General features: G+C 58.4%; 10 protein-coding genes. 9 read left to right on the top strand and 1 reads right to left on the bottom strand.

Annotated elements, in window-relative coordinates; all coding sequences use genetic code 11:
• Window positions 1-3: 3 nt before the first annotated feature.
• Window positions 4-1,350, bottom strand: a complete 1,347-nt coding sequence (locus tag L1A08_RS11850; RefSeq protein WP_238756614.1) for a TrkH family potassium uptake protein — start codon at window positions 1,348-1,350, stop codon at window positions 4-6.
• Window positions 1,351-1,881: 531 nt separating this feature from the next.
• On the opposite strand from L1A08_RS11850, the gene L1A08_RS11845 reads away from it, so the two are divergent.
• The 9 genes from L1A08_RS11845 (at window position 1,882) to dinB (ending at window position 13,270) form a co-directional block, all read left to right on the top strand.
• Entirely contained in the window at window positions 1,882-2,136 is a 255-nt protein-coding gene (locus L1A08_RS11845; RefSeq protein ID WP_238756613.1) for an acyl carrier protein, read from the top strand.
• A 2-nt stretch (window positions 2,137-2,138) separates the two neighbouring features.
• Complete coding sequence (locus L1A08_RS11840) at window positions 2,139-3,326, top strand: FAD-dependent oxidoreductase (RefSeq protein WP_238756612.1); 1,188 nt, start codon at window positions 2,139-2,141, stop codon at window positions 3,324-3,326.
• Entirely contained in the window at window positions 3,313-4,755 is a 1,443-nt protein-coding gene (locus L1A08_RS11835) for a class I adenylate-forming enzyme family protein (RefSeq protein WP_238756611.1), read from the top strand. The genes L1A08_RS11840 and L1A08_RS11835 overlap by 14 nt, the downstream gene beginning before the upstream one ends.
• A gap of 105 nt (window positions 4,756-4,860) precedes the next feature.
• The gene (locus L1A08_RS11830) at window positions 4,861-6,171 is read left to right on the top strand and encodes a condensation domain-containing protein (RefSeq protein WP_238756610.1); all 1,311 of its coding nucleotides are present in this window, start codon (window positions 4,861-4,863) and stop codon (window positions 6,169-6,171) included.
• Window positions 6,172-6,288: 117 nt separating this feature from the next.
• Window positions 6,289-7,959 carry an HTTM domain-containing protein gene (locus L1A08_RS11825; RefSeq protein WP_238756609.1) on the top strand — a complete coding sequence of 557 codons (1,671 nt, stop codon included), beginning with the start codon at window positions 6,289-6,291 and terminating at the stop codon, window positions 7,957-7,959.
• Window positions 7,960-8,080: 121 nt separating this feature from the next.
• Window positions 8,081-9,586, top strand: a complete 1,506-nt coding sequence (locus L1A08_RS11820; RefSeq protein WP_238756608.1) for a hypothetical protein — start codon at window positions 8,081-8,083, stop codon at window positions 9,584-9,586.
• Between the two features lie 127 nt (window positions 9,587-9,713).
• Window positions 9,714-11,054: a hypothetical protein gene (locus L1A08_RS11815; RefSeq protein WP_238756607.1), complete on the top strand. Its 1,341-nt coding sequence runs from the start codon at window positions 9,714-9,716 to the stop codon at window positions 11,052-11,054.
• A gap of 13 nt (window positions 11,055-11,067) precedes the next feature.
• The gene (locus L1A08_RS11810) at window positions 11,068-12,036 is read left to right on the top strand and encodes an amidohydrolase family protein (RefSeq protein WP_238756606.1); all 969 of its coding nucleotides are present in this window, start codon (window positions 11,068-11,070) and stop codon (window positions 12,034-12,036) included.
• A 40-nt stretch (window positions 12,037-12,076) separates the two neighbouring features.
• The gene (gene dinB, locus L1A08_RS11805) at window positions 12,077-13,270 is read left to right on the top strand and encodes a DNA polymerase IV (protein WP_238756605.1); all 1,194 of its coding nucleotides are present in this window, start codon (window positions 12,077-12,079) and stop codon (window positions 13,268-13,270) included.
• Window positions 13,271-13,333 lie beyond the last annotated feature (63 nt).

The raw sequence follows: 13,333 nt of genomic DNA, 5'->3' as shown, positions 1-13,333 counted from the left end.
CGATCAACCAACGACCACATCTTCGTAGGCCATGCGGTATCTTCCCTGGCGGGACAGACGAACGATCAATGCCGCTGCGATCGCCAATGGTCCAGTTCGTCCCGCGAACATCAGCAGAATAATGACCCATTTGGAGGGAACAGAGAGATGGGGAGTGACGCCCATCGACAGTCCCACGGTATTGAACGCGCTGACGACTTCGAACAACCTCGCCAGAAAGTGTTGCTCCACGTGCAGCATGTCGCCGACCACCGACAACGCGAACGCACCTGCAATGATGACTGCCGTCCCGATAATGAACAGCCCGGTCGCGCGATGAATGGTTTCGTTAGGAATGGACCGATTGACGAAGGTCGCGGTTGGCTGCGACCGCAATCGCGACCAGGCCATGAGCCCGAGCAGGGCGAAGGTCGTCGTTTTCATTCCACCGGCTGTTGAACCTGGCGAGCCGCCGATCATCATCAGGATCATTGTCAGCAGATTGCTGCTGTCGGTGACGTCCGCGTAGTCAATCGTGTTAAATCCGGCAGTCCGAGGCGTTACGCTCATGAACAATGCGTTGAAGATTCTGTCGATCCTCCCCATGGAGCCGAGTACGCCTCGCCACTCAAACGCCATGAACAGAATCCAGCCGCCAAGGAGCAGAACAGACGAAGTCGCGAGCACAAGCCTGGTGTGTGTCGACAGCCGTTTTCTCCGGCCATCCCGCCTGAAGTAGATCTGGAGTTCCTCCATGGCGATAAACCCAAGACCACCGGCGATGATCAGCACGGAGATGATCAGGATCGTCAGCGGCGAGTTCTGATACTCCGTCAGCGAACTGGTGTTTGTCGAGAAGCCCGCATTACAGAACGCACTGACGGAATGGAAGATGGCCGGCCAGAAGGCCTTGATCAGTCCCATCCGAGGGGCCCACACCAGATAAAGCAGCAGAGCACCGAAAGCTTCGATATAGAATGTGAATCGAACGATATTCAGAATCAGCGTTCGCGCAGGAAGCTGGGGCATCATGTGCCGCTGTCCAATGGTGACCGATTCGGTCCGCAACGACGGCCGACCTCCCAGAGCGGTGATGATGACACTCGTCAGCACCAGCATGCCGAGTCCGCCAAGCTGGACCAGGGCGAGAAGAACCGCCTGGCCGGCAAAGGTGAAATGCGTCGCCGTATCGACCACGATCAGTCCGGTTACGCAGACCGCACTGGTCGATGTAAAGAGGGCATCGATCCAGTTCAGCGGCGTACCTCGATAGATTCCCGGGAGAAACCTCAGCGCGAGCGTACCAAGGAGAATGAGCGCCAGAAAACTGCCGACGAAGAGTTCAGCCGGCGTGAAGCCCCGACGTTGCATCCGTCGATGCAGTCTCGGGGTGTCCCACCTCACTTCCGCGGTTCTGGCCTGATTGGCGTCTCTCGCCCCGTTCTTCACGAATGACTCTGCTTCTGGTCGAATATCTGAGTGAACCGGCAGCAACCCAGCCGGCCCGGGCAATGGTCGCGGATCATAACTGCCTGACAGGCTCGGTGCACCGATGACCGTTCGCTCATCGCGTTAAAATCGGCCGCGACTCCGCCGAGGCTGCGGGACAAAACATGCACGCCAGTTCACACAGCCATTTCCCTCCGCCCCACGGCTGCCGGCTGTGTCGCATCTCGCGCTGGCGATGCAAGTTAGGAGTGCATCGCTGAAAAACGGCGGATTCGCAGCCTTCCGTTTGACTTCGGAGAAATTCCCGGTCAAAAAGTCGTGATTCTGGTCGCTCAGGGGTCGATACTGAATAGGAAGTGGGTCGTCCCTGCATTCTTTCCGTTCCATTCGGCATCACCAGTTTTCCTCAGCATCTCTATTGTGTTCCCGGTGATTGATGCTGGGATTGAATCTATGAGCATTGAATCCATTCAGCAACAGATTCGAGACTACATCGTCTCGACAGCCATCGACGACGGACAGGCCGATTCGTTGGAAAATGACGATGATCTGCTTCAGATTCTCGACTCCTTGCAGATCCTCCGGATGGTCATTGAATTCGAATCGATGTTCGGGGTGACGATCGACAACAGTGATCTGTCTCCCGAAACCATCGGCACGATTAACCGAATCGCCACCTTCATTCACGAGAAGAAAACGGGTCGCTAGACATGTCTTCACGTTCCGTATCCGTCGTTGTCTGCGGAGCAGGAGCCGCCGGCATGGCGGCTGCGATCGCCGCGGCTCGCGCCGGTGCCACCACCACCCTGGTGGAGTCGCAGAGATGCGTCGGCGGAACCGTGGCTCACGCGCTCATTCATACGCTGGGCGGCCTGTTTGATCCGGAAGGAAATCTGGTCAACCCCGGACTTCCCGCCGAGTTGATCAATCGCCTGGAATCTGCGGACAGTCGAGTACGCCGGCGACGAATCGGCCGATTGTGGGTCCTCAGCGTCGCCCCGGAGACCTACCAGCGTGTCGCCGAAGAATGGCTCAGGGAAACACCTCGACTGACGGTGCTGACCGGTTCCCGCCTCACCGATTCATCCTGGCAGGAACGCCGCGTTGAGCAAGTCGCGATCGTCACCCCGGAAGGGCAGCAGACGATTGATGCGGCAGCCCTCATCGACGCCACCGGTGGAGCCCACGTTGTCCGGAGCATCGCCCCTGACTCCCTCGACTGTAATCATCAGGCGGCAGCAGGGCTCGTCGTCCGGTTGGCGGGCGTGAAAGCCGGCGCTCTCGATTTCCCGAAAGGCGTGGGACTAGTTCGTTCCATCCGCACAGCGGCGGACGCCGGGGAGCTTCCGCCGCATTTTGCTCATACCTGGCTCGACTGCGGGGCTGATCCCGATGAAGTCTATATCAAGCTGTTCCTTCCGCAGCTCAAGGAGCGGCAGCCGTGCGATACCAGCCAGCTGGTGAAAACTATTTTCGAGTTCCTGCGTTCATTTCCCGGTTTCGAGAATGCCGTGATCGATCGCGTCGGCGTCCCCGGAATCCGGGATGGCGGACGGATTCGTGGAGACCATCAGCTGACCATCGAGTCCCTGGAGCAGGGCGAGACTTCGGCGGAAAGTTCAGAAATCGCCTGCTTCGGAAGCTGGCCGATTGAGTATTGGGATCCAGAGAACGGCGTGCAGATGCGAACGCTGTCGCCTCCTGTCTATCCGATCCCGCTCAGCGCGTTGCAGGTTCAGGGATGGGACAACCTCTGGGCCGTCGGCAAGTGCCTGTCAGCCGATCCGCTGGCCCAGTCCTCAGCCCGAGTCGTCGGCACCTGCTGGGCGATGGGAGAAGCGGTTGGCAACGCAGCTGCCAGAATCACCGCGGAGGAGGGCACCTGTGAACCTCGATGACCTCTTTCGCCAGACCGCCGCGGAACAGCCCGATTGTCCCGCTGTTCTGGGGCCTAAGGACGATCAGGCAATGACCTACGCCCAGCTCGATGCCGTGATCGACCGTCGAGCAGAAGAGCTTCGCCGTTCCGGTCTCGCGCCGGGAGAGTGCATCGGCCTGCATTGTCCGAGTGGACTCGATTATATCGTCTTGAACTATGCGATCTGGCGCTGTCGCGGCAGCGTCGTTTCAATTCCCATCGAGCTGGCCGATGTCGAAAAACAACGGATTGTTCGCGAGATCCATCTCGACGCTGTTCTCTCACAAACTCGTTCACACGGATTCTGTGAAGCCTTTGAGAATGGCCCCCTGCATTCTCTGAAAAACGGAGCCACGCTGATTCCGGTGGAAAGTCCCACCGAAGAGCCCGCAGGCTTTCGCACGATCAATGCCGCCTTCGTTCGCTTCACGTCCGGCACAACGGGAACGTCAAAAGGGGTCGTCCTCTCGCACGAAACGATCCGGGATCGGATCGCAGCCGCCAACGAGACGCTGCAGTTGGCTCCCGGCGATCGCGTCGTCTGGCTGCTCTCGATGTCGTACCACTTTGCCGTGTCCATCGTCAGCTATCTGACACACGGTGCGACCATCGTTCTCCCGGCGAACCTGTTTGCCGGTGCAATCTTTGAGAGCGTCCAGCGCCATCAGGGAACTTTCATTTACGGTTCTCCACTGCAGTATGCGTGGATGGTGGATAGCAGGGAGTCCGCCGATCTCAGTTCAATCCGGCTGGCCATCTGCACGACCAGCGCCCTCAAGGCGGAGTTAGGGCATCGCTTTCTCGATCGATTCGGGATCCCTCTCACGCAAGCCCTCGGCATTATTGAAGTGGGCCTCCCGTGCATCAATCTCGAGAACGCCCGCGAGTCCCCGGCTGCAGTCGGGAATGTCCTCTCCGCTTATCAACTTCAGTTGACGGACTCGGAGTTCGGAGAAGGTCTGTTCGAGATCCGCCTCAAGGGGCCCGGCTTTCTCGATGCCTATTATCATCCCTGGCGGACGCGGGATCAGATTCTCGACGACGGCTGGTTCGCTACTGGAGATATCTGCAGCGTCGATGATCAGGGTTGTCTCACGATCCATGGCCGCTCGAAGGATGTGATTAACATCTCCGGCATGAAGTTCTTTCCGCAGGAAGCCGAAGCTGTTCTATGTGAACATCCCGGAATCCGAGCCGCTCGCGTCTTTTCCCTTCAGGATGAACGCTGGGGCGAACGGGCTCAAGCCGAGGTCATCGCGGCAACCCCCGATGAGCCTCCCGAGATCAGGGAACTGATCGACTGGTGCCGATCCCGGCTCGCTCCCTTCAAGATCCCCAGTCAGATACAGTATGTGGCCTCCTTCCCGCGAACAGCCAGCGGAAAGATTCTGCATCGGAATGAAACCTGATTCCCCGATATCGATAATGACGTCCAAGTAGATTCCTCAAAACATCAGATGACGAGCCAGCAGCCCCGTCCCTTCCGACGAAGACTCAATGCGTTCGACCAGTGCATGTACAGCGCGCAGGACAACCTGCAGGCGCTGGGAAACCCTGGATTCGAGACCATTGCTCTGGTCTGGCTTGAGCGGCGACTCGATCCAACGCAGCTCCGCGAACAGGTCGCAGTGCTCACGACCCGTCATCCCGTGCTCAAATCACGACTCGTCCGCGACTGGAAGGGAACGATCTCCTGGCAGGACGATCCTGAACTTCAGGTCACCGTTCGTGAAGAGACACTGACCGAGGCGAGTGAAGAGGCGATCCAGCGGGCCGGTGAAACAATCCTCTCCCGACCGCGAGATCTGTTCCGGGAGCCCGGTTTATCCTTTCATCTGCTGCATCTTCCGGACGGCAGCGATGTCCTGATGATGCTGTTGAACCATTCGCTCGTCGACGAACGCTCCGCACGTCTGATATTGCAGGAGCTCAATCATCTGCTGACGGGCGATCCGCTTCCCGAGCCGGGGGAGCCACACGATCTGATCGAGTCGCATCGCCAGCGATTCTCCAGACGCATCCGCTGGACAGCCTTTAAGAAAGCACTGCCTGACTATATCCAGGACCGCTGGGCTAAACGGGCCAGGTGGCCTCGACAGATGCCGCGAACGCCTCAACGTCAGAAACTGCAGAACGTACAACTGCGATTGCTCAGCCGACGCCTGAACGAAGAGGAGTCGGCACTGCTTCTCGCCTACTCTCGGAAGGTGACGCGGTTCCCGTCGACGTCGATGACATTGCTCGGCGGCGTCTTCCAGGCGTTTGCCGATACGCTGCATTATCCTCACGCGGATGATCTGTTCCGCACTGGAGTTGGTGTCGAAGTCGGCCGTCAGACCGCAGACAACTTTCATCCTCAGAACGGCAGCTCTGTTCTGCGAGTTCATCTGAGCCGGAACGAAGTTCACAACCGCAAACGGCGTGTCGAACTGCTCGTCGAGCGTCTGCATGGAGTTCTCCGCGAGAAGCGGGATCTGGGGATCCTCGAATCGAATTCGATCTTCTACTGGTGTTATCCTCTCGTTCGACGGGTGACCAGTCAGATGATTCGCTGGGCGTTCTCGTTCTGGTACGCCTATTTCGCCGTGCCTCGGGACTACAGCGAAACGTTTGGCGGCGTTCCGGTGCGTATGGCCACTTATTACTGTGCGGCCTGGTCTCCGTCTGGACTAACGATGTTGATCACGCAGTTCCGCGACCAGTTGCAATTCCTCGTGACATATGTCGAGAACGTCGTCCCCGCAGCCGACGCCCAGGCATTTCTGGACCGAACGGTCGAAGAACTTCTCGCCGCGGCTCGTGAAGAGGCCGACGGCCCCGACTAACGCGATGCACGACAAAGTCAGGATTGCGTCGTGACCGAAGATGTCGGTAAATTTCGGCCCCGGTCGATTGGATTTTGACCGGCTTTTCCCGGCCCCCGCAGCGAGAGACCGAGCTCCTTGACCAGCAATCCAACGACACATCCGACTGATTCGAGCGCGTATTCGCCGCTGACCGTCTTCGCCGTTCTCTGGGCAACCGCGACGTTCCTGCATCTCATGTCGTTCCACTTCTGGGCCCGTACATGGCAGGGATGGGTGCTCGTCCTCTGCACGTCGCTCGTACTGCTCCGCCCGCGTTCACCGCAACGCTTCGGCTTTCTCATCGCGGCCTCTTTGCTGAACTTGTTCCGCAGTCTGCCGTTTGTTCCGAATCACATTCTGTTCGAGGGTATGATCAACCTGACGATCCTGACCGGCTTCCTCTGGGCGGCTGCGACGGCCGATCGGGAAACGCGAATGAAGATCTTTCACCTCGGGCGCCCTCGTCGAATCGCAGTCAACGTTCTCGCGTTGTGTGTTTATCTGGCTCTGGTGATCAGTGTTCGCCAGGAAGACTTCTGTGGATTCCTGACCGTCCTCATGATGCTGCTGTTCAGTCGTCCCGAACGATCACCGAAGCTTCCGTCTCAACTCTCCGAAGATGAGGCAACGCGGTTGTATCGCGGATTCGTCGGTGTGCTCCGCTGGGAGCTTGCTGTGATGTATTTCTGGGCTGTGATCCAGAAGCTGAACTCGGACTATGCGAATCCAGCCGTGAGTTGTGCGGTCCAGATGCAGCGGGAACTCGAACAACGACTCTGGCTCCCGGCGACCCCCGAAGTAATCGAGCCGTTGTTCATCTGGGGTTCACTCGCTCTGGAGTTAACAATCCCGCTCCTGCTTCTGGTGAGAAGGACGCGGCATGTCGGGTTCGTCGTCGCCTGCATCTTTCACATCTGGCTGTCGCTGCACCCATTCGCCGGAATCTACAGTTACAGCGCGCTCGTGCTGGCGATGCTCGTTACCTTTCTGTCGCCGCAGCAACTCCGAGCCGTGCAGACTTGCTGGCGGGCTCAACAGGAGTGGATTCGCGAACGTTTCCCGATTCCGCGCGATCCGGAATTCTTCGGAGGTTGTGTGATCACGGTGTTCTACATTCTCGGAATCACCTCGTCACTTCTCTACGCGAATCTGGGGGAAGACCGCTCGACGTTCGAGAAGGTCAATACACTCGGCCTGATTGCGTTTCTGGGATGGGCAGGCTGGCTTTGCCGTTCATACATCGCGGCCTGGGCGATTAACACGGAAGACGATCGACAGTCGGTTCGAGGACTCCGCTGGACTCCGGCGTGGATCGGAATCTGCCTGGTTCTGTTTAACGGCCTGAGTCCGTGGATCGGTTTGAAGACTCAGAACTCGTTCGCCATGTTCAGCAATCTGCGAACGGAGTTCGCTCCGAACCATCTGTTTCTGCAGCGAGCCCCATTGTTTGGCTACCAGAACGATATGGTTGAAGTGGTCGCATCCGAACCCGACATCCTCGCTCCGCCCGAACATCCGACAGGGATCGAACAGTTCGCCAACCCCGGTCGCATCCTCCCGTTCTTTGAAGTGCGACGATTGCTGAGCCGTATCGATGGCGATGTGACCGTAACAATTCGACGCCCCGATGAACTTGTGACGCTCTGGCGAAAGGGCGGCGAAGTGAGTGACGAATCGGCTTTCACACCGCCCTCGTTGCTGGAGCAGAAACTGCTCTGGTTCCGGCGTCACGATGAATGGTCCGGTCCGATGCCCTGCACGCACTGAGACGCGGCCTGCGGTCTCATGGTTCTTCGACAATTCCGAAGAATCTTTTTCAGGAACGGCTGGCGATGAGTAGAATGAACCATTCGCCTATTCTGCTCGCGCCGCTGTCAGGAGACGACCGATGACGACCCGACGTTCTTTTCTTCAGACCGCACTCGCCGCTGGAACCCTCGGAGATCTCGCGTTTCTATCCGGTCTCGCTCCCGTAAAAGCCGACGACTTGAAGCCACGGAAAGAGATGGTCCATCTGGCACCGGAGATCGAACCGGTCGTTCGGTTAATCGAAACGACGCCTCGGGAACGCCTGCTTGAAGTGATGGCCGAACGCATTCGAGGTGGACTCAGCTATCAGGAAGTCCTGGCCGCTCTGCAACTGGCGGGCGTGCGGAATGTCGAACCGCGTCCCTCGGTCGGGTTCAAGTTTCACACCGTGCTCGTCGTGAATTCAGCTCATCTGGCAAGCGTTGCCGGTCCGCCGGAGCATCGCTGGCTCCCGATCTTCTGGGCACTCGACTACTTCAAATCGGCGGCGGCCCGCGATGTGAGAGAGCGCGATGACTGGGTCATGCCTCCAATCGACGAAAACGCAATCCCGGCTGCTCATAAATCGCGTAGCGTCTTTACCGAAGCAATGGAGAACTGGGACGAATCGGCAGCCGATGCCGCAGTCGCCGGCCTGGCTCGAACGGCTGGTCTCAACGAGATCTACGAGATGCTCTTTCGGATTGGTGCCCGTGATTTCCGTTCGATCGGCCACAAAGCCATCTTCGTGGCCAACAGCTACCGCGCTCTGCAGGCGATCGGACATCGCCATGCCGAGCCGATTCTGCGTTCGCTGGCGTACGCGCTGCTGATGCATGACGGCGGCAATCCGCGTGATCGCGATGACGAAGCCGACCGCCCGTATCGCCGCAATGTCGAACTGGCTGAAAACATTCGCCCCCATTGGCGCGATGGTCAACTCGATCGTAAAGCGACTGAAGAGTTCATGCAGGCCCTGCGAACTGACGACAATAACACCACGTGCGATCTCGTTGTCGAGCAACTCAACGCCGGGGTCTCACCGCAGTCGATCTGGGATGCCATGCTTGTCGGTTCCGGCGAACTGTTGATGCGGCAGCCCGGAATCGTCGCTCTTCACGCGGCGACGACGTCGAATGCTCTTTACTACGCCTGGCAGACAAGTGCCGACGACCGCACTCAGCGGCTGATGCTGCTTCAGAATGCCGCCTTCCTGCCGATGTTCCGCGACGCGATGAATTCTCGCGGCCGCGTTGCCGATCTGACCATCGATTCATTGAACGACGAACGTTCCGAAGAAGAACGTTCTGTAGAGCAGCTGTTTCAGGATGTCGGACGCAATTCGACGCGGGCCGCAGCCGATACGTTCGCCTATCTGCAGCAGGAAGGCTCGCCACGCACTCTGATCGACACCGCGCGGCTGCTTGTGTTCCTCAAGGGGAACGATGCACACGACTACAAATTCAGCTCGGCGGTGCTGGAAGATTTTTACCATGTCTCTCCGGAATGGCGAAATCAGTATCTGGCCGCCAGCATGGTGAAACTGCAGAGTTCGACTGCTCCCGACAACGATCTGGTCCAGCGGACACGCGAAGCCTTCGCCTGAAACAGCTGGCCAACCTCCGCAACGCTTTCGCCCGACTCCGGCTCCGAATAGGATGTGAGTACGCTGGCAGATCGCCAGCGACCTGTCCGACTTCACCCCACCTGTCCCGAGCCGGAGCCGTTCCTGAATGCATCATTCTTCCTCAAGCACTCTCTCCAGGCGTTTCGTGCTGCAGATCGGCATGATCTTCTGCGCAACGCTTTTCTTCTTCGTTGATCACTCATCCGCCGAAACTCCAAAGGCGTTCGTCCTGCAGGAGCAGGGGGACCTTAAGTGGTACCGCGGCAATCTGCACACCCACTCTCACTGGAGTGATGGCGACGATTATCTCGGCAACATCGCTCTCTGGTACCGGGACAACGGCTATCACTTCCTGTCGTTCACCGATCACAACGTCCTGGCGCAGGGCGTTCGCTGGGTCGATGTTGAGAAGACCAAAGGCGGTCAGACGGCGTTCGACAAACTACTGAAGAACTTCCCTGACCAGATTGAAACCCGCGAGGAAGAGGGTGTCCTTCAGGTTCGGCTGCGAACGTTTGGAGAAGTTGAACGTCGTTTCAACAAGCCCGGTGAGTTCCTGCTAATCCAGGGGGAAGAGATCAGCGACAAGTACGATCGGTATCCGATTCACATGAACGCCAGCAATGTTGGCGAGCTGATCACACCTCGAGGCGGGGCGAGTGTTGCGGAAACCATTCAGAACAACGTCAATGCTGTAATGACTCAACGGGAGCGGACCGGGCAGTCGACGCTGATTCATCTGAACCATCCCAACTTTGGCTTCGCGGTCACGGCCGAAGACCTGATGCGGGTCGTCGGGGAGAAGTTCTTCGAGGTCTACAACGGACACCCCTCGGTTTACAACGCGGGGAACGACACGCATTCCTCGACCGAGCGAATGTGGGACATCATTCTCACTCGCCGCATCGACGAGTTCGAATTGCCGCTGATGTACGGCATCGCCGTCGATGACGGCCATAATTATCATCGCATCCCCAGTCGACAGGCTGAACCAGGACGCGGCTGGGTCGTCGTCCTGGCCGACGAACTCTCCGCAGAAACACTGGTCCAGGCCCTTGAAGCAGGAAAGTTCTACGCCTCAAGCGGCGTCGCTCTGAAACGAATCGCCGTCGACGGGAAACAAATGAACGTCGAAGTCGAACCCGTCGAAGGTGAAACCTATACGATCGAGTTCATTGGCACCCGACAGGGGTACGATCCGCGAAGCGAGCCGGTTGTTGACGAGAACGGCGAGCCGGTCCGCGCGACACGGCGTTACAGCGATGATATTGGACAGATCCTGCAGTCGTCGGAAGGTACCTCCGCCGCATACACCTTTCAGGGGGACGAAATCTACGTGCGGGCCCGGATCACCTCCAGCGCGGTTCATCCGAATCCTTCCGAAGTCGGTGACAAAAAGCAGGCATGGATCCAACCAGTTGTCGTCAATGGTTCAGACTCTGAGTAAAGGGAGAGACGGGATGAGTGAACTGCAGTGGACACGCCGGCACTGGATGATCGCCAGCGGACTCGGCATGGCAATGAGACCATGGACCCTCTCTGCGGGAGCGGAAGGAGCGTCTGGACTCGATATCATTGATTGTCACACACACTTCTACGACCCGTCGCGTCCGGAAGGGGTTCCCTGGCCCAGGAAGGACTCGTCACTCTACCGGACTGTGCTCCCCAAACATCTGCGCGCCCTGAAGATGCATCGCCCGGTCACCGGGACGGTCATCGTCGAAGCCAGTCCGCTGGTGGAAGACAACGCCTGGCTGCTCGACCTTGCGAAGAAAGAGCCATTTATCGTCGGAATTGTGGGGAATCTCGACCCGCTGTCTGAGGATTATGCAGCAAACGTCCAACGCTTCGCGGCCAATCCGCTGTTTCGGGGCATCCGGATCTCCGTGAAGACGCTGGGCACGTTGCTGGACACCGGGAATCTGACTCCATTGAAGCTGCTCGCCGATCACGATCTTTCGCTCGATGTCAACGGCGGACCCGATACCCCGGGAGCGATCGCTAAGCTGGCTCCGCTGATTCCTGAGCTGCGGATCGTCTTGAACCACATAGGCAACGTGAGAATCAATACGGATCCGCCGCCAGCGGAATGGAGCGACGCCATTCAGGCGGCAGCGCAGCATCCAAACGTCTTCACGAAGATTTCCGGTCTCGTCGAGGGAGCCGCCCGAGGAGGACAACCGGTTCCTCACGAGCTGAATTTCTATCGTCCCTATTTGGATATCGTCTGGGGTCGATTCGGAAACGATCGCGTCATCTTTGGCAGCAACTGGCCGGTCTCGGAACGCGCAGCGGATTACGAGACCCTGCAGCGGATCGTGATGGAGTACGCCACTGAGCAGGGACCGGAGGTCGTACAGAAGTTCTGTTCCAGGAACGCTGCCCGCGCTTACAAATGGGTGGAACGTCCGGGACGGCGGCCTTCATGACCAGCAAGAGCCATTCGGACCTGAATTCGACGGGGAATCGATGATTCTTCATGTCGACATGGACGCGTTCTACGCCTCCGTCGAGATCCGCGACAACCCGGAACTGGAGGGCAAACCGGTCGTCGTCGGTGGAACTCCGCAGGGTCGTGGGGTTGTCGCGGCGGCCAGCTACGCCGCTCGAGAGTACGGCGTCCACAGCGCGATGTCAGCCGCACGGGCAATCCGCCTCTGCCCGCAAGCGGTCTTCCTCAAGCCTCGGATCAGCTATTACGCCGAGATCTCGCATCAGATTCGTACAATTTTCTTCCGCTATACGCCAGTCGTGGAACCACTATCGCTCGATGAAGCCTTTCTGGATGTCTCCGGGAGTGAGCGTCTCTTTGGATCGGCCGTTGAGATCGCCCAGTCCATCAGGCAGGAGATTGCCGGGAGCCTGAATCTCGTGGCGTCCGTTGGTGTCGCTCCGAACAAGTTTCTCGCCAAGCTTGCCAGCGATCTTGAGAAGCCGAACGGCCTCGTAGTTGTTCCGAGTGATGCCGTGCAGGGGTTTCTCGATCCGCTTCCGGTCAAACGCATCTGGGGAGTTGGACGAGTCACCGAAAAAGTCTTTGATCGGATCGGCGTCAAAACAGTAGGTGACCTGAGACGTCTCGACAAAGATGTTCTCGAACGATACTTCGGCGACCACGGCCGGCATCTGTGGGAACTCGCTCGCGGAATCGATGATCGGAAGGTAGTACCGGATCGCGAAGCCAAATCGGTCTCTCATGAGACGACCTTTTCTGAGGATGTCCACGACCTCTCGCAACTGCGGGCCAGGGCGGCGGAACTGACTGATCAGGTCGCCCGGCGATTACGACGTGCCGACCGGAAAGGGCACACCGTAACAGTCAAGGTCCGCTTCTTTGATTTCCGCACCATCACCCGCAGCATCACGATGCCACAATCGACCAACCAGACTGCGGTTCTCTGGGACGCCGTGGGCGAAATCCTCTCGAGTCGGCTCCCCGAAAATCGACCTCCCGTGCGTCTGCTCGGAATCGGTGTCAGTGGATTCAACGACGCTAAGGCTGCTCAACTCCAGTTGTTCGCGTCCGAGCCCTCCACCTCTGAACTCGATCGGGCAGCCGATCAGATCCGGGCCCGCTTTGGCGGCGAGTCTCTGGGACGGGGCAGCAGTTTGCTGCATCGAAAGTACGATGATCATCGCCCCGGCCAGCTTCCTCCGGAGTGAATACCGGTCTCGTGGTGGGCAACGGCAACAGAATTCACTACGCTCGTTTCCACTGCTGATTCC

This window comes from Rubinisphaera margarita (assembly GCF_022267515.1).
GTDB lineage: Bacteria > Planctomycetota > Planctomycetia > Planctomycetales > Planctomycetaceae > Rubinisphaera > Rubinisphaera margarita.
The sequence above is the reverse complement of the archived record's forward strand: the minus strand, read 5'-3'. Positions and strand labels throughout refer to the sequence as shown.

Coding starts and splice junctions, on each gene's coding strand:
- L1A08_RS11830 (WP_238756610.1), top strand. CDS start 4,861: ATGTACAGCGCGCAGGACAACCTGCAGGCGCTGGGAAACCCTGGATTC.
- L1A08_RS11845 (WP_238756613.1), top strand. CDS start 1,882: ATGAGCATTGAATCCATTCAGCAACAGATTCGAGACTACATCGTCTCG.
- L1A08_RS11820 (WP_238756608.1), top strand. CDS start 8,081: ATGACGACCCGACGTTCTTTTCTTCAGACCGCACTCGCCGCTGGAACC.
- L1A08_RS11815 (WP_238756607.1), top strand. CDS start 9,714: ATGCATCATTCTTCCTCAAGCACTCTCTCCAGGCGTTTCGTGCTGCAG.
- L1A08_RS11850 (WP_238756614.1), bottom strand. CDS start 1,350: ATGCAACGTCGGGGCTTCACGCCGGCTGAACTCTTCGTCGGCAGTTTT.
- L1A08_RS11810 (WP_238756606.1), top strand. CDS start 11,068: ATGAGTGAACTGCAGTGGACACGCCGGCACTGGATGATCGCCAGCGGA.
- dinB (WP_238756605.1), top strand. CDS start 12,077: ATGATTCTTCATGTCGACATGGACGCGTTCTACGCCTCCGTCGAGATC.
- L1A08_RS11840 (WP_238756612.1), top strand. CDS start 2,139: ATGTCTTCACGTTCCGTATCCGTCGTTGTCTGCGGAGCAGGAGCCGCC.